This window comes from Gallaecimonas mangrovi, assembly GCF_003367375.1.
Taxonomy (GTDB): domain Bacteria; phylum Pseudomonadota; class Gammaproteobacteria; order Enterobacterales; family Gallaecimonadaceae; genus Gallaecimonas; species Gallaecimonas mangrovi.
The window spans coordinates 3,603,608-3,619,361 of record NZ_CP031416.1 but is presented as its reverse complement, the minus strand read 5'-3'; the positions used below and the strand labels follow the sequence as shown (position 1 = coordinate 3,619,361).

Sequence of the window (15,754 nt, the reverse complement as noted above, 5' to 3'; positions counted from 1 at the left end):
CTTATACCAAGTCGAGCTGTTCTGGCGAGAGGATAATGCCGGTGGAGTCGGCGTAGAGCCAGTCTTCCGGCAAAAAGGTAACACCGGCGAAATTGACCGGTACTTCGGTTTCACCATGGCCTTTATCGTCGGCGCCAACGGGAATGGCCGCCAGGGCATAAATGCCGAGCTCAAGTTCTTCTAGGTTGTCCACTTCTCGCACTGCGCCATTTATAACCAGGCCTTCCCAGTTGTTGCGCATGGCCAGTTCTGCTACTTCGGCATCAATAAGAGCGCGGCGCATCGAACCGCCGCCATCAACCAGCAATACCCGGCCTTCGCCGGGCTCTTCGAGAACTTCGCGCACCAGGCGGTTATCTTCAAAGCATTTAACGGTACTGACCTTGCCGCCAAAGGAACTACGGCCGCCATAAGAGACAAAAACAGGTTCAACCACGTCCACCATATCGATATAGGTGTCACAAAGGGCAGAGGTGTTGTATTCCATGGCAATTTCCTAACGTAGGGGCCAAATGCCCCTAAAGGGTAGCGCCAAAGCTATGGCCTGGGCAAACAGCAAATAAAAGCTTAACGATAAGGCAGATCAGCCTTGGTTCAACCAACGGTAATTAACCTTAGACAACCGGCGTCGCATTGTCCGTTCATCTGAGTACAATGGTCGCCTTTGTTTCTTCTGGAGTCTGGCATGCGACTTTGGCCGTTGATTGTGCTGTGTTTTTTTATTGGCTTTAGCCCCGATGGGGTTTCTGCCACCCGTACCCAACAGCTCGAATCCCAAGCCGCTGTCACTATAAAAGCCTTCTTGCAAACCGATCCTGGTTTAAAAGCCTTCTTCAATCGCGCCCACGGCTATGCGGTCTTTCCCCATGTCGCGAAAGGCGGCCTTATTATCGGTGGGGCTTATGGCGAAGGCCTGGTATTTGTTAATCGCAAGCTGGTTGGAACCAGCCGCTTAAAGCAGCTGACCCTGGGTTTTCAAATCGGCGGCCAAACATACAGCCAGCTTATCTTTTTTAAATCGTCTGACGCATTCAAACGTTTTACTAAAGGTGGGTTGGAGTTTGGCGCTCAGGCCTCGGCGGTGGCCCTTGATGCCGGTGCCGGCACCAGCGTTGATTACCAACATGGTGTTTCGGTCTTTACCATGGCCAAAGGCGGCTTAATGTATGAAGCTGCGCTTTGTGGCCAAGTGTTTACCTATAAGGCCATAAATTAACCAATCCTTAAACTGTTAGTCACCTCTTTGTCATTGAAGCTGCCTATCTTTGGCGGCAAAGACGGAGGTTTGCTATGCGCCTGACAGTTATCACCGCATTAGACCATCAGCTCTTCATCCGCAGCCAGTCCCACCCGCAGTGGCGGCAATGGGCTGGTATTGCCCGCTGGGTTTCCCGTACCGGCGATGGCCCGCTTTACGGGCTTATTGCCTTGGCGTTCTGGATGAGCCAGCAAGCCGCCCTCAAGGGCTACGTGCTGGACGTGCTCTGCGCCTTCGCCATTGAATTGCCGCTTTACGTGCTCCTTAAACACAGCTTTCGCCGCCGCCGCCCGGTAGTGGCGCTGCAAGGGGCGCAAGCGTTTATTGAGCCTTCCGATAAATTCAGTTTGCCATCTGGCCACACCGCCGCCGCCTTTGTGATAACCACCATGGCCCTTGGCCACTTTGGCTTATTGGGGCTGCTGATATTGCCTTGGGCGATAGCGGTTGGGCTGTCTCGGGTCATGCTGGGTGTGCACTTTCCTACCGATATTTTGGCCGGCGCGGCTTTAGGTAGCTGCGTTAGCTGCATGGTGCTTTTGTAATCGACCTCGAGGAGTTTGAATGCGCATTCTTTATGGTGTGCAAGGAACCGGTAATGGCCACATTACCCGGGCCCGCGTGATGGCCGAGGAGCTGGCTAAAAGAGCGGTCAAGGTCGATTTTTTGTTCTCTGGCCGCGAGCCGGGGCAGTATTTCGACATGGATATCTTTGGCGACTACCAGCGCCGCCAAGGGCTGACTTTTGTTACCGAACGCGGTGGCGTGAAAATTTTAAAAACGCTGCAGCAAAGTCGTTTGTTGACCTTATGGCAAGACATTAAAAACCTGCCTGTGACCGATTACGACTTGGTGGTTAACGATTTTGAACCCGTTACTGCCTGGGCGGCCAAACTGGCTAAGGTGCCCAGTATTGGTTTGAGTCACCAAGCTTGCTTTTTAAGTTCGGTACCTAAAGATGGTGACAACTGGAGCGCCCGTTTTTTAATGCGCCATTTTGCGCCGGTGGATATTGAGCTTGGGGTGCATTGGTACCACTTTGGCCACAATTTGCTGCCGCCGATCATCGAGCAGCCCGGCGCGCCGCTACCGGTGCGGCAGAATAAAGTGCTGGTGTACCTGCCTTTTGAGTCGGTAGCCGAAGTGCTGGCTCTGCTTGAGCCTTTCCCTGACGTGGAATTTTACTGCTATCACCCCCAAGCCAACAATGAAGACCGCGGCCACATTCGTTTGCGCTCGCCATCGCGCAGCGGTTTTCACGCTGATATGGCCGACGCCGTGGGGGTGATTGCCAATGGTGGTTTTGAGCTGCCATCCGAAGCGTTGCGCCAGGGGAAGAAGTTGCTATTAAAGCCGTTACTCGGCCAGTTTGAGCAGCTTTCCAATGTGCTGACGCTGCGCCAACTGGGGTTGGCGTCAGTGATGTACGAACTGTCTGCCGCAGAGCTCGATGCTTGGCTAGAACTACCGGCCGCGCAGCCGGTGTCCTATCCCGATGTTGCAGCCAGCCTGGCTGACTGGCTGCTGGCTGGCAATTTTGAAAACCGCGAACAGCTCTGCCAAAGCCTGTGGCGGCAAGTGGCCTTTCCGTCTTACTGCAAATTATCAGATGGTGTGAGCAGCAGCTGACAAACATGCTCCACCAGATTCAGGCGGTCGGCGTCTTTTAAGTAGGCGCCGTAAAGCTCGCGATTAAGCTGGGGCGCACCTTCAACGGCGTAGAGGCTGCCATTGTCTATCCCTTCCTGGGTCAGGCCCTGTGGCAAAAAGGCACTGCCACCATGGTCGAGGATAAAATCCAGGGCGATGCGGCCAATGCCGGTGTGCAGTAAAGGCGGGGCCTGCTCCTTTAACTGCTTGGCGTGCTGAATGCTAAATTGGGTGCCCCAATCGACTTTGACATAAGGCCCATTTAGCGCGGAATGCAGGTTCTGGCCTGGTTTGCTGGACACCAATTCCAGCTTAAGGCTACCTACCTCTTTTACTTCCAGCTCTTCCACCTTTGGCGGGTCAAACAGCAGCGCCATATCCAAACGCCTTTCCAGTAGCGAACGCACTAACACGTCTTGTGGCGCGGTGTCGGCGCGCAGGGCAACCTGGCCAAGGCTGCGGTAAATCAGCGGTAAGCGTCGCTGTAAGAAAGGGTCCCAAATATTGGTGCTGGCGCTAATGGCTAACTGCACCGACTGATGGCTGGCCAAGGCAATATCTTGTTTGGCGCGCTGCCAAGACAACAGCATTGCCTCGGCATGGGGCAGCAAGCGTTCGCCCGCGCCGGTTAGCTGGATGTTGTTGCGGTGGCGGGTGAACAAGGACACCCCCAACTGGCTTTCCAGCTGGCGGATGCGAAAACTCACCGCCGATTGGGTTAGGTAAAGGTTCTCGGCTGCCTTCCCGAAATGGCGACAACGGTGAACCTCAAGAAAGGTTTTTAGCAGTTCAGTATCCAAATCAGGTTCTCGTTAAACAAGTTTTCTGGTGGCGATAAATATTTTTCATTTTACCCCTATTGACGGGTTATCCATACTCCGCCGCGTAAGCCTGTTGGCTGCACGCTTTACCGGAACCATGGGGACAGATGTAATGAACAGCTTTATCTCTGGCAAGAAGTTTTTTGATGATCTGAACTTCCCGCGCGGTTTCCAGCGCAGCGGAGACTTCACTATCACTGAAGCCAACCTGCTGACCAGCAGAGGTATGGTTATGCACGAACTGGCCAGTGGCCAGCGTGAACCCATGAACAGTGATGAACAACGCTTTATTAGTGTTTGTCGTGGTGAAGTGCCTGCAACCAGCTTGGAAGAAAAGGTCTGGATGAAGTACCTTAACCGTATCACCCAGCGTCGTCATGTCTATACCATTTGCGACGCACCGGCCCGTGGGGCCAGCGCGGATTACGAGACGAGCGATAGCTCTGACGAATAATCTTAAAGGGCGCGCAAGCGCCCTTTTTGTATCTCAAGGGAGACGTAGTTGTGGATAAGGAACAGAGTAACGGTGTTGTACTGGCCCTTCTGGAGCAACTCAATGAAATTCAAATTCCCCGCCTGCTAAAGCTCAAGGAAAAGGTCGAAGCTGGCCAGCTGCTTGACGACTTCGACTTGCGCTTTTTGAAAGACGCTATCGACATCGCTGAAGAAGACAAAGAACTCATCTACGAACACCCGGAGCTAAGCGAATTGGCCGGGCAACTTTTCCACCTTTATAACCACATTACTGAAAAGGCGCTTGCTAACGCGCGAAAAACACGTTAATTTTTCGCTCAAGGTTAACATTTATTAAACATTGTTGACCTGTTATGCCTATAGCGCTGTAGTGGTTAGCAGTGCTCTATTCATCACCATGGAAGGCTCCGTCTACAGATTGAGGCGAAGCTTATGCACAGTATCACTGCCATCTCCACCTTCCCTGCTGGCCAAGCCGTGCTTCGGCACCTTTGCCATCGTCTTGCCTTTTCGGCTCATCTGTTACGTCAATTTCATCTGTCATAAAAAATTAACAAAAAAGGCGGCATTACAGGCCGATAACGTGCTGAGTGCGAATTAAGCTTTCAGCTCATTGCTTTACACATCCAAGGATGGCTCCCTCTAACTGGTAACCGGCGAGGCGCTATGCTCATTAAACATAAACTTTATGGTTTGGCCACACTGGCTGTTGCCGCTTTGGCACTGCTGGTGATCGCAATGTGGCTGTCTTGGCGGTCCATCGATGCCCTAAACGAAGCCAAGCTGCAAAACCTGCGCTTAAACAACGCCATGTTGATGCTGCGCCGCCATGAAAAAGACTTCCTGATGCGGCTAGACGATAAGTACGCCAAGCAATTTAACAATGAAATTGCCAGTTTTAAGGCAACAGCTAAGCGTCTCGATGCATTGTTAGACCAGCAGGGTGTTAACGACAACTCGTTAGCGCGCATGGATAAGGACATCAACAATTACCAACAGCTTTTTGCCAAGCTGGTGGCGCAATACCATACCGTTGGTTTAAGCCCCGAAACCGGCCTCTATGGCAGTTTGCGTAATGCCGTTCACGACGCGGAAGCGCAGGTACGTGCCTCAGGCCGTGACGACCAGCTTGCCGGTATTTTGCAGCTTCGCCGCCATGAAAAAGATTTCATGCTGCGCCTAAATACCAAATACGTTGACCAGTTCAACAGCGATTTTGCCAAGTTAGATGCACTGCTGACCGAAGACAAAACCCGCCAAGCCATGGCGACCTACAAGCGTGACTTCTTGGCGCTGGTGGCGGGCCAGCAAGTGATTGGCTTAACACCCTCAGAAGGCTTAACCGGTGAGCTGCGCAAACAAGTGCAAGCCACCGAAGACCAGTTTGCACAGATAAGTAAGCAGCTCGACAGCATCATCGCCACTGCCGAGCAAAGCACTTTCTGGAAGCTGTTGGTGTTTGTGGTGCTGATCGCTGTGGTGTTGATTGTGCTGGCAGTGCTGATTGTGCGCCGACTTAACAAGCAGTTAAGTGGCAGCATCAGCGTTATTCAACGTATCGCCGCCGACAACAACCTGACACTGAAGCTGCCGCAGCAAGGCAAAGACGAGCTGACTCAAATGGGCCTGCACTTTAACACCATGATTGATGGGGTGCGGGATCTGGTCAGCCAAAGTAAGCAAGCGGTGGAGTATTTAAGCCGCGCCACCTCTGAGCTGTCGGCCAATGCCGAAGAAACCTCTACCGGCGCCAAAGAGCAGTTAAGCCAAACCGATTTGGTGGCAACCGCCATTACCGAGATGGGCTCAACCATCGAAGAAATTGCCCGTAACACCGAGAATGCGGCCGGTAAGGCGCAGGAAACCAACGACAACGCCCAGTTAGGCCAAGGCCAGTTGCAAAGCGCCATTGCCCGCATTGAGCAGTTGGCCGGGCAATTGGAGAACTCCACAGTGGTGGTGGACGAGTTGGTACAAAGCTCTAATACCATCGGTTCGGTGCTGGATGTGATCCGTGGTATTGCCGAGCAAACCAACTTGCTGGCGCTGAACGCGGCCATTGAAGCGGCCCGCGCTGGCGACCATGGCCGCGGTTTCGCGGTGGTAGCAGACGAGGTGCGTACGCTGGCGATGCGTACCCAAACCTCTACCGAGGAAATTGCCGGCATCATTAAATCGTTGCAGCAAAAGACCCAGTCAATTGTGACCTTGATGGAAGATTGCCGCAGTGAAGGCCTGGAAAGCGCTGCCGAAACCCAAAAAGCCGGTAGCTTACTGAACCGTATTACCGAGGACGTGACCCGTATTCTGGATATGAATACCCAAATTGCTGCCGCCATTGAGGAGCAAAGCCAAGTGGCCAGCGAAGTTAACCGCAATGTGGTGGTTATTCGTGATGTGGCCGAACAAACCTCGTCAGCTTCGCAAGGTAACGCTGAAACATCAGCGCACGTGGCCGAGCAAGCCGAGCGTTTGGCAGGGGTTATTAGCCGCTTTACGGTGTAAATTCACGCCATTAAAAAAGGCCACCGACAGGTGGCCTTTTTCATTGCGTTAAGCTTAGAGAATAAAGCGCGACAAGTCTTCGTCTTCGACCAGGGTGCCCAGGTGCGACTGCACATACGCTTCGTCGATGGTAACGGTTTGGCCGTCATGGTCCGCCGCTTCAAAGCTGATTTCTTCCATCAGCCTTTCCATCACGGTGTGCAAGCGCCGCGCGCCGATGTTTTCGGTACGCTCGTTAACCTGCCAGGCGGCTTCCGCCAATTTATGGATACCGTCCTCGGTGAACTCGAGGTTCACGCCCTCGGTGGCCATCAGCGCTTGGTATTGCTCGGTCAGACTGGCTTTGGGCTCGGTGAGAATGCGCACAAAGTCGTCTGCCGACAGGGCGTCCAGCTCAACGCGAATAGGCAACCGGCCTTGCAGCTCAGGAATAAGGTCGGACGGCTTGGCCATTTGGAAGGCGCCGGAGGCAATAAACAGAATATGGTCGGTTTTGACCATACCGTGCTTGGTGTTAACGGTGCTGCCTTCCACCAGTGGTAACAGGTCGCGCTGCACCCCTTCACGGGACACATCGGGGCCGGAGGTGTCGCCGCGCTTACAAATCTTGTCGATTTCGTCGAGGAAGACAATGCCATTGTTCTCAACCGCGGCCAGGGCTTTTTCCTTCACCTCTTCCGGGTTTAACAGTTTGGCGGCCTCTTCGTCGATGGCCAGTTTCAGGGCGTCTTTGACCTTCAGCTTCTTGCTTTGCTTGGTTTGGCCGCCACCGAGGTTTTGGAACATCGACTGCAGTTGGTTGGTCATGTCTTCCATGCCTGGCGGTGCCATGATCTGCATTTCCATCTGCGGCGCCGCTAAATCGATATCGATTTCTTTATCGTCCAGCTCACCTTCGCGCAGCTTTTTACGAAACACCTGGCGGGTGTGGTTATCCGCTTCCGGTTTGTCGGCCTCACCCCACTGGTTTTTGGCACGCGGCAGCAGCGCGTCGAGGATGCGATCCTCGGCGGCTTCTTCGGCGCGGGTACGCACCTTTTTCATTTCTTGTTCGCGGGTCATTTTCATGGCCACGTCGGCCAGGTCGCGAATAATTTGTTCCACTTCCTTACCCACGTAACCCACTTCGGTGAATTTCGTGGCTTCTACCTTGATGAAAGGGGCATTGGCCAAACGCGCCAAGCGGCGGGCGATTTCGGTTTTACCGACCCCGGTTGGGCCAATCATCAGGATGTTTTTCGGGGTAACTTCGTGGCGCAGCGATTCTTCTAGCTGCATCCGGCGCCAGCGGTTACGCAAGGCAATGGCCACGGAACGTTTGGCGTTGCCCTGGCCAATAATATGGCGGTCCAGTTCGTGAACAATTTCACGGGGGGTCATGGATGACATGCTTTACTCCAGGACTTCAATAGTTTGGTTGGTGTTGGTAAACACACAGATCTCACCGGCGATGGTCAGGCTTTTTTCAACAACGTCCTTGGCATCCAAGTCAGTATTGTTCAGCAGCGCCTTGGCTGCCGCCTGGGCATAGTTACCGCCGGAGCCGATGGCAATGATGTCCTGCTCTGGCTGCACCACGTCACCGTTACCGGTAATAATGAAAGACTTTTCTTTGTCGGCCACGGCCAACATGGCTTCCAGGCGGCGCAGCGCGCGGTCGGTTCGCCAGTCTTTTGCCAGCGCAACCGCGGCTCTTTCCAAGTTGCCCTGGTGCGATTGCAACTTGGACTCAAAACGTTCCAGCAAGGTGAAGGCGTCGGCGGTGCCGCCGGCAAATCCGGCCAACACCTGGCCGTTATGAAGACGATGCACCTTGCGGGCATTGCCCTTCATGACCGTATTGCCAAGGGATACCTGGCCGTCGCCACCCAGGGCGACCTGGCCATTACGGCGGACAGAAACGATCGTGGTCATGAGCTCTCCTAAGACAAGGGCGCCAGTGTGGCGCCATTGGATATAGCTAGCAAATGAGGGCAGGGGGGCGGCTTTTCAAGAGCCAAGGGCATAATCGCCAGGCCGGTTCAGCTTTTGTTGCTCAAACCGGCCAGGGCGGCCTTACAAAGGGTAAAGGCGACGTTAGCGCCAAGGCCAAATGGCGCAGTGTGGAAAGCCTTTGGATTCGGCTTTGTGCTGATCGTTCTGGGCGGCGCGGCGGCCGGCGTAGGGGCCAAGCACTACCCGATACCAGTCACCGGTGTGGCGCACTTGCGCTTCCATTCCGACAAAGGCCAACTTGGCTTTTTGCGCTTCGGCCTGTTTTTCCAACTTAAAAGAACCGCACTGCATCTGGTAGGGCGTTTCGTCTTTGGGCCGGTCAGGTACGTCGACTTCCACCGTTTTGTTTTTCAGCGTTTCGACGTAGCGCCACTGCTCTTTTGGTGGTGCCGGTAATGGTTTTTTATGCTGGCTGGGCGCTTCTTGGGCCTTGGGCTTAACGGCTACCGGCTCTTCCTTGGGTTTATCTGAACTTTTAGGCAAGGTTGCCAGGAAATAGATAAACCCCAGGGCGCAGACGGCAAAAACCGCAATGGCTAACCAAGGTGGCTTGCGCTGAGGCGCATTTTTCTTGTTGTTGGTACGACGTTTTGGTGCCGTTGTTTTTACGTAGTCTTTACGGGCCATGTCACAGGGGACTCTTGCTAGGTCGGCCTATGCTGGACAAGGGGGGCCTGGAAATCAAGCACTGTCGATAGGATCCAGGTCCAAAGTCCAATTTGCACGCCGATGCGGTGGTTCATTTTCTAAGTGGCTGAGCACCGGTGCCAGCCACTGGCGCAGCGCCTTTTTGTCTTGGTATTGCACCCAAAGTTGAAAGCGATATTTACCGGCCCGCCGTTCGAGGGGCGCGGGCAGCGGCCCCAAAACCCAGCCGCCTTGTGGCGCACTTTGCTGTAGCAGCTGACCAATGGCTTCAAGCAGGCTTTGGGCATCCTCGGCCTTAAGTGCATCACAGCGAAACAGCGCTTGGGCAGAAAACGGTGGCAAATAGGTTTGGCGGCGCTCTAGCAGCGCTTCTTCTGCAAAGGCGCCATAGCCATTGGTTAATAGCTGGCTTAATAACGGGTGCTCGGGGTGATGGCTTTGCAGCAGTAAACGCCCCGGTTTGTCGGCGCGCCCAGCGCGCCCGGCAACCTGCACCACCAACTGGGCCAAACGCTCTGCGGCGCGAAAGTCGGCCGAGTAAAGGGCGCCGTCCACATCCATTAACACCACCAGTGTTACATCAGGAAAATGGTGGCCTTTGGCCAGCATTTGGGTGCCAATCAGCAGCTGGTATTGCCCTTGGCGAATGCCGTCTAACGCCGACTCCAAGCTGCCTTTGCGACGGGTGGCATCGCGGTCAATACGCACCGCCTTATAGTCCGGGAAAAGCGCTGACAGCTCGTTTTCCAGCTGTTCGGTGCCAAGGCCCACGCCAACCAGTTGGGTGGAGCCGCAACTGGGGCATTGCTGTGGCAATGGCCGGTCAGAGCCGCAGTGGTGGCAAATGAGTCGTTGCCGGCCTTTGTGTACCGTTGGGTAGGCGCTGCAGCGCTGGCAGTCGGCTATCCAGCCGCATTCGTGGCACAGTAAGGTGGGCGAAAAACCGCGGCGGTTTAAAAACACCAGCACCTGTTCGCCCCGTGCTAAATGCGCCTTAATGGCAGCTAGCACCGGCGGTGACATGCCAGCCTTTAACGGCTGGTGTTTAACGTCAATAAGGTCAAAACGCACTTGGCTGGCGTTACCGGCGCGGCGGCTTAAGGTAAGCTTTTGGTATTTACCGGCGTCGCAGTTGGCAAGGCTTTCCAGCGCGGGCGTGGCCGAGCCCAGTACCAGCGGCACTTTTTCCAGCTGCGCCCGCACCACCGCCAGATCGCGGCCATGGTAGCGAAAACCTTCTTGCTGTTTAAAAGAGGCATCGTGCTCTTCGTCAACGATGATAAGCCCGGGCCGTGCCAGCGGCGTGAAAATGGCGCTGCGGGTGCCAATGACAATGCCTAAGTCGCCGTCGCGAGCTTGGCGCCAAACCCTTAGCCGTTCGTTATCGGTAAGGCCTGAGTGCAACAGCGCCATCGGTACGTTAAAGCGTTTTTGAAAGCGGCGCAGGGTTTGCGGGGTTAGGCTGATTTCCGGCACCAATACCAAAACTTGCTGACCCGCCTTCAGGATTTGGCTCATGGCGCTAAGGTAGACTTCGGTTTTGCCCGAACCCGTTACCCCTTCCAATAAAAAGGGCGCAAAACCCTGGGCATTATTGATGGCGGTAATGGCCACGGCTTGTTCGGGATTGGGGCGGGGGCCGGGCTGCACTGTCACCGGCTGCGTCCAAAATGGCTGGCCTTGATGCTGGCGGGTTTCAAAGGTCACCAGGCCTTTATCGGCCAGGGTGCGAAGGGTGGCGCGGTCAAAGTCTTTGCCTGCCAATTCGTTGTCCGACAACTCACCTTGTTCTAAGCAGCAGATAGCCGCCAATTGCTTTTTGGCATTTTTGGCAATACCGCTGCTGGTAGCGCCGGCTTTAAGCTGCCAATAGAGTTCTTCGCCGCTAGCGTTTGCCCCTTGGCGCAGCAGCACCGGCATGGCTTGGTGCCAGGCGTCGCCGGGGCTATGCAGATAGTAATCAGCAGCCCAGCGCACCAGTTTGTTAAGGGCGGCTGGCAGCACCGGCGCCGAGTCGATAACACTGTCGATGGGCTTTAATTTATCCAGCGCTACCTGCGGCGCGACATCCACCTCACCTACTACCCCAACCCGTTTGCCGTTACCAAAGGGCACCCAAACACGCACCCCTGGCTGCACCGCCATTGGCGCGGGCAGCAGGTAGTCGAAACCGCGCCTGAGCGGCGTGGCCAAATAGACTCTGATAATGCGGGAAGGGGATTGATTGTTGAGCAAGGGATCCGGTATGATGCGCGCCTTCTAATTTGTGAACGTTAACACAATCGTGTGGTGTCTGGCACTGGATCAGATGGCGACACGGCCTATTGAGGGTAATCCCATGAAAGACGGTATCCATCCTAAGTACGTAGAGATCAAGGCTACCTGCACCTGCGGTAACGTGATCATCACCAAATCCACTCTGGGTAAAGACATCAACCTGGACGTATGTGGTGCCTGCCACCCCTTCTACACTGGTAAGCAGAAAGAAGTAAACACCGGTGGCCGCGTAGACAAGTTCAACAAACGTTTTGGTGTACTGGGCAAAAAATAAGCCGAGTATCTCAAACGTTGAAAAAGGCGCTTAAGGCGCCTTTTTTTGTGGTCGGATATATCAGTGTCGATAAAACGTGCGACACTGCAAAAAGCCGTATAACACAACCCTACAAGAAGTTACTCGCATTATGTCTGATTTACGCGAACAAGCCTTGCAATACCATGCCGAACCTGTTCCTGGGAAAATTGGCATTACCCTAACCAAACCTGCTGACAACGCTCGTGATTTGGCCCTGGCTTACTCACCTGGCGTGGCCGAGCCGGTGCGCGAAATTGCCGACGATCCTGACAATGCCTACAAATACACCGGTAAAGGTAACCTGGTGGCTGTTATCTCTAACGGCACCGCGATTTTAGGTTTGGGTAACCTTGGCCCCCTGGCCTCTAAACCGGTAATGGAAGGTAAGGCGCTGCTGTTTAAACGCTTCGCTAACCTTGATGCCATCGACATCGAAGTTAAGCACCGCACCACCGAAGAATTTATTAATACCGTTGCGGCCATCGCCGACACTTTTGGCGGTATTAACCTTGAAGACATCAAGGCGCCGGAATGTTTTGAAATCGAGCAGGCCCTTAAAGAGCGCTGCACCATTCCGGTCTTCCACGATGACCAGCACGGCACGGCCATTGTGACTGCGGCCGGTATGATTAACGCCCTGGAAATTCAGGGTAAAGACATCGAAACCGCCAAAATTGTCTGCATGGGCGCCGGGGCTGCGGCTGTAGCCTGTATGGAGCTTTTGATCACCTGTGGGGCTCAGCGTGAAAACATTTACATGCTGGACCGCAAGGGCGTTATCCATACCCGCCGTGACGACCTTAACGAATACAAGCGCCTTTTTGCCAACAACACCGACAAGCGCACCTTGGAAGATGTGATTGAAGGTGCCGATGTGTTTGTGGGTGTGTCTGGCCCTGACGTACTGTCTGGTGAAGCGCTGAGTCTGATGGCCGCAAATCCAGTGGTCTTTGCCTGTTCGAACCCAGACCCGGAAATTAAGCCTGAGCTGGCACACAGCACCCGCGATGACCTCATTATGGCCACCGGCCGTTCTGATTACCCGAACCAGGTTAACAACGTCTTGTGTTTCCCTTTCATCTTCCGTGGCGCCCTGGACGTACGTGCAACCGCCATTAATGACCAGATGAAAGTGGCTGCTGTTGAAGCGCTGCGTAGCCTGGCTAAAGAAGAGGTTCCCACCGAAGTGCTGAGCGCTGCGGGCGTTGATTCATTAAGCTTTGGCCGCCAGTACATTATTCCAAAGCCCATGGACCCACGCTTGCTGCCACGGGTTGCCCGCGCTGTTGCACAAGCGGCGGTTGACAGTGGTGTGGCACAAATTGAACTGCCTGCCGGTTATATGCAGCAGTAAATGGTGCGATAAAGAAAAAGCGGCAAGAGGGAAACCTCTTGCCGCTTTTTTATTGGCGGTTGTCTGCAAGTTGGAGTGGCTTTAACCCGCCTTTTTCCCTAAAAAGAAATGCTCGATAGCCTCGATAAACAGTTGCGGCTTATCCAGGTTAACCACATGGGTGGCATCGACCTTTTGATAGGTGCCGTGCTTTAGCAGCGCCATGGCCGCTTGGGCATCTTCTTTACTCATGGCCCCGTCTAAAATGCCGCCGGGCTTGTAGGAATAATCGGCCTGCATCAGCAATACCGGGCACTGGATCTTGGCCAGCGCCTTGCCTTGGTCAAAGCCTTTATTCCAGCTGCCATCATAGAAGGCGGCGCCAAAACGTGGGTCATACTGGTCTAAGCCGCGCAGCATCATTCTGATAGTGTCATTTTTTACCCTGCCCAGCTCCACCGGTTGCCCAGGGTGATTGCGATGGTAGGTGGTAATGGCCTGGCTTAGAAAATAAGGGGTGCCAGGGCCGATATTGTTACGGAAAAACGCGGCGTTTTTCTGAACCCAATACAAGATGAAATTATCGGGATGATCGTCTTTAACCGCGGTATAGCTGGTTTTAAAGGCGCGGTAGGCAATGGTCTTTTTAATGGCCGGGTATTCAGAGGAAAACAGCGGCGGATCTTCCAGCAGTGCTGCTTTTATTTGCTGAGGCCGGTTTGCTGCCAGCCAAGTGGCCAGCAAGCCGCCTGAGGAATTGCCACTGATGTAAACCGCTTGGCCAATATCCTTGCTAATAAAGTCGCTTAAGTCGCTACCAATTTGGTTGGCCGTCATCGGGTAATTGGCTGGTGTAACGGTTTTGCCGTGGCCAGGGTAGTCGATGTCATAAACGTGGAAAGATTTGGCCAAAGCGGGCAATACCCGGCTATAGCTAAACCAGTCCAGAAACTGGGCGTGCAGCAGTACCAGCGGTGGGCCATTGTTGGGGCCCTCGGCATAGCTCAGGGTTATGTTGTTAACCTTGGCGGTTTTTTCAACGTAACCGGCTTCTTTGACTTTGGCGTGGTAAGGGTCAACGTAATTGAGCCCTCTAAAAAACGGGGTGGCCATGGCGCTGCCAGCTGACAATGCCAGAACAGCCACCAAGGCTTTCATTACGAAGCCTCTTTTGGGGCGATGTGCGCTATTCATGTTGCCTCCTACGGACGGCAAAAAATAAAGGCGATGTTTAAGGAGTGGAGCAAAACCATTATATTGAGCACTACTCAGTTTTCGTACTCGCTTTCTGGTGTGAAGAGGACTAGCCGATGGATGAAGAACAAGCTGATGAAATAAAAAGAAAATTACCAATACAAAAGCGCGCTAAGCAGACTTTTGAAACCCTATTGGAAGCCACGGCTCAGATTTTAAAGCACGAGGGTAGCGAGCAGCTCACCACCAACTACCTTGCCGAACGCTCGGGTTTTTCCATTGGCACCATCTACCAATATTTCCCGAATCGTGAAGCCATCGTGCTGGCGCTAATAGAGCGGCAACGCGCTAAAGTGGCGCGGCGGGTTGATGAAGTGCTGGCTCGCCATCAAGACGAAAGCCTGGAACAAAAGATAAGGCTTATTATCCGCGAGCTGCATCAGGCCTTTGCGCTCCATCGCCGGCCTTCGGCAAGGTTAACCAAGGCACTGCTGCAAATGGCAGTGCAGCATGGTATACCATCGCCGCCCCATGTTGTGGCTAACGCCATTGTTGAGCTTTGGCAGGCCGCCAAAAACCAAGGGCAGCCGCCGCTAAACGACAGTGAAGTCTTCGTGCTTAATCAATCGATAGTGGAAGTGCTACGCCAAGCCGCCTTACAAGGCTCGCCGCTATTGGGCACCGAACAATTTGAAGCGGCGATGGTGAGGCTGATTATGGGATTTTTGCGGCAAACCCCGGACGGGTAACACCAAGAAATGGATTTACGCTAATGCAAAAAACGCGGCCTAGGCCGCGTTTTCTTATTCTTCGTAAAGGTCGGGGATCTCTAACCCCAGCTCTTTCATCAGCTTTTTGGCACTTTCGGGAATATCGTCGGGGCGATCTTTGCGCAAATCTTCATCACCGGGCAGCGGTTGGCCGGTAAAGGCGTGGAGAAAGGCTTCACACAAAAGCTCAGAGTTGGTGGCATGGCGCAGGTTATTAACCTGACGACGGGTACGTTCGTCAGTCAGTATTTTCAATACCTTAAGAGGGATGGAGACGGTGATCTTTTTAACTTGTTCGTTCTTTTTGCCATGTTCGGCGTAAGGGCTGATGTAATCGCCGTTCCATTGAGCCATGAGTATGCCTTGAGCCTCTATTTTTGTTGCATAAATTGTACCCCCTTGGCTTAGACAGTCAATCTTAGGAGTTTTAGACGTCTAAACATCTTGACGCCTAAATAACCAAACGGCTACCCTATGGCAATCGGGCGGGCCTACTTTTAACTGTAGGGCCGCTCTTTTATAAGCAAGTCGAGG

Annotated in this window: 16 protein-coding genes and 1 pseudogene; 9 read left to right on the top strand and 8 right to left on the bottom strand. The window is 53.8% G+C overall.

The annotated features are described in order from the left end of the window. Nucleotide 1: 1 nt before the first annotated feature. The gene (gene rraA, locus DW350_RS17140; protein WP_115720108.1) at nucleotides 2-487 is read right to left on the bottom strand and encodes a ribonuclease E activity regulator RraA; all 486 of its coding nucleotides are present in this window, start codon (nucleotides 485-487) and stop codon (nucleotides 2-4) included. A 198-nt stretch (nucleotides 488-685) separates the two neighbouring features. On the opposite strand from rraA, the gene DW350_RS17135 reads away from it, so the two are divergent. The 3 genes from DW350_RS17135 (at nucleotide 686) to DW350_RS17125 (ending at nucleotide 2,887) form a co-directional block, all read left to right on the top strand. Beyond that, nucleotides 686-1,216: a lipid-binding SYLF domain-containing protein gene (locus DW350_RS17135; protein WP_115720107.1), complete on the top strand. Its 531-nt coding sequence runs from the start codon at nucleotides 686-688 to the stop codon at nucleotides 1,214-1,216. A gap of 74 nt (nucleotides 1,217-1,290) precedes the next feature. After that, a complete protein-coding gene (locus tag DW350_RS17130; protein ID WP_115720106.1) occupies nucleotides 1,291-1,803 on the top strand; it encodes a phosphatase PAP2 family protein in 513 nt (170 codons plus the stop codon). 19 nt (nucleotides 1,804-1,822) lie between these two features. Further along, complete coding sequence (locus DW350_RS17125) at nucleotides 1,823-2,887, top strand: MJ1255/VC2487 family glycosyltransferase (RefSeq protein ID WP_115720105.1); 1,065 nt, start codon at nucleotides 1,823-1,825, stop codon at nucleotides 2,885-2,887. On the opposite strand, the gene hdfR is transcribed toward DW350_RS17125, so the two are convergent. Next, complete coding sequence (gene hdfR / locus DW350_RS17120; RefSeq protein WP_115720104.1) at nucleotides 2,851-3,708, bottom strand: HTH-type transcriptional regulator HdfR; 858 nt, start codon at nucleotides 3,706-3,708, stop codon at nucleotides 2,851-2,853. The genes DW350_RS17125 and hdfR overlap by 37 nt on opposite strands. Before the next feature lie 133 nt (nucleotides 3,709-3,841). Here hdfR and DW350_RS17115 point away from each other — a divergent pair, with 133 nt between their 5' ends. From DW350_RS17115 to DW350_RS17105, 3 genes are all read left to right on the top strand, one after another. Beyond that, nucleotides 3,842-4,183, top strand: coding sequence for a MaoP family protein (locus tag DW350_RS17115; protein ID WP_115720103.1), 342 nt, complete (start codon nucleotides 3,842-3,844; stop codon nucleotides 4,181-4,183). Nucleotides 4,184-4,233: 50 nt separating this feature from the next. Next, the gene (locus DW350_RS17110) at nucleotides 4,234-4,512 is read left to right on the top strand and encodes a hypothetical protein (protein ID WP_115720102.1); all 279 of its coding nucleotides are present in this window, start codon (nucleotides 4,234-4,236) and stop codon (nucleotides 4,510-4,512) included. A 357-nt stretch (nucleotides 4,513-4,869) separates the two neighbouring features. Then, nucleotides 4,870-6,708, top strand: a complete 1,839-nt coding sequence (locus DW350_RS17105; RefSeq protein ID WP_115720101.1) for a methyl-accepting chemotaxis protein — start codon at nucleotides 4,870-4,872, stop codon at nucleotides 6,706-6,708. Nucleotides 6,709-6,762: 54 nt separating this feature from the next. On the opposite strand, the gene hslU is transcribed toward DW350_RS17105, so the two are convergent. From hslU to priA, 4 genes are all read right to left on the bottom strand, one after another. Beyond that, nucleotides 6,763-8,097 carry an ATP-dependent protease ATPase subunit HslU gene (gene hslU / locus DW350_RS17100; RefSeq protein ID WP_115720100.1) on the bottom strand — a complete coding sequence of 445 codons (1,335 nt, stop codon included), beginning with the start codon at nucleotides 8,095-8,097 and terminating at the stop codon, nucleotides 6,763-6,765. Between the two features lie 3 nt (nucleotides 8,098-8,100). Beyond that, nucleotides 8,101-8,622: an ATP-dependent protease subunit HslV gene (gene hslV, locus DW350_RS17095; RefSeq protein ID WP_115720099.1), complete on the bottom strand. Its 522-nt coding sequence runs from the start codon at nucleotides 8,620-8,622 to the stop codon at nucleotides 8,101-8,103. 162 nt (nucleotides 8,623-8,784) lie between these two features. Further along, nucleotides 8,785-9,330: an SPOR domain-containing protein gene (locus tag DW350_RS17090; protein ID WP_115720098.1), complete on the bottom strand. Its 546-nt coding sequence runs from the start codon at nucleotides 9,328-9,330 to the stop codon at nucleotides 8,785-8,787. A 54-nt stretch (nucleotides 9,331-9,384) separates the two neighbouring features. Then, on the bottom strand, nucleotides 9,385-11,586 hold the full coding sequence (gene priA, locus DW350_RS17085) for a primosomal protein N' (protein WP_115720097.1): 2,202 nt from the start codon (nucleotides 11,584-11,586) through the stop codon (nucleotides 9,385-9,387). Between the two features lie 103 nt (nucleotides 11,587-11,689). Here priA and rpmE point away from each other — a divergent pair, with 103 nt between their 5' ends. Together rpmE and DW350_RS17075 are read left to right on the top strand one after the other, a co-directional pair. Then, nucleotides 11,690-11,902, top strand: coding sequence for a 50S ribosomal protein L31 (rpmE, locus tag DW350_RS17080; RefSeq protein ID WP_115720096.1), 213 nt, complete (start codon nucleotides 11,690-11,692; stop codon nucleotides 11,900-11,902). A gap of 130 nt (nucleotides 11,903-12,032) precedes the next feature. Beyond that, nucleotides 12,033-13,241 (top strand): annotated as a pseudogene (locus tag DW350_RS17075) (malic enzyme-like NAD(P)-binding protein); the annotation flags it as partial. A gap of 117 nt (nucleotides 13,242-13,358) precedes the next feature. On the opposite strand, the gene DW350_RS17070 reads toward DW350_RS17075, so the two are convergent. Then, nucleotides 13,359-14,450, bottom strand: coding sequence for an alpha/beta fold hydrolase (locus DW350_RS17070; RefSeq protein WP_226911346.1), 1,092 nt, complete (start codon nucleotides 14,448-14,450; stop codon nucleotides 13,359-13,361). Nucleotides 14,451-14,566: 116 nt separating this feature from the next. Between DW350_RS17070 and DW350_RS17065 the strand changes: the two genes are divergently transcribed. Then, complete coding sequence (locus tag DW350_RS17065) at nucleotides 14,567-15,199, top strand: TetR/AcrR family transcriptional regulator (protein WP_115720093.1); 633 nt, start codon at nucleotides 14,567-14,569, stop codon at nucleotides 15,197-15,199. Nucleotides 15,200-15,253: 54 nt separating this feature from the next. Here DW350_RS17065 and metJ read toward each other — a convergent pair whose 3' ends face one another. Then, complete coding sequence (gene metJ, locus DW350_RS17060) at nucleotides 15,254-15,574, bottom strand: met regulon transcriptional regulator MetJ (protein WP_115720092.1); 321 nt, start codon at nucleotides 15,572-15,574, stop codon at nucleotides 15,254-15,256. Between the last annotated feature and the right edge of the window lie 180 nt (nucleotides 15,575-15,754).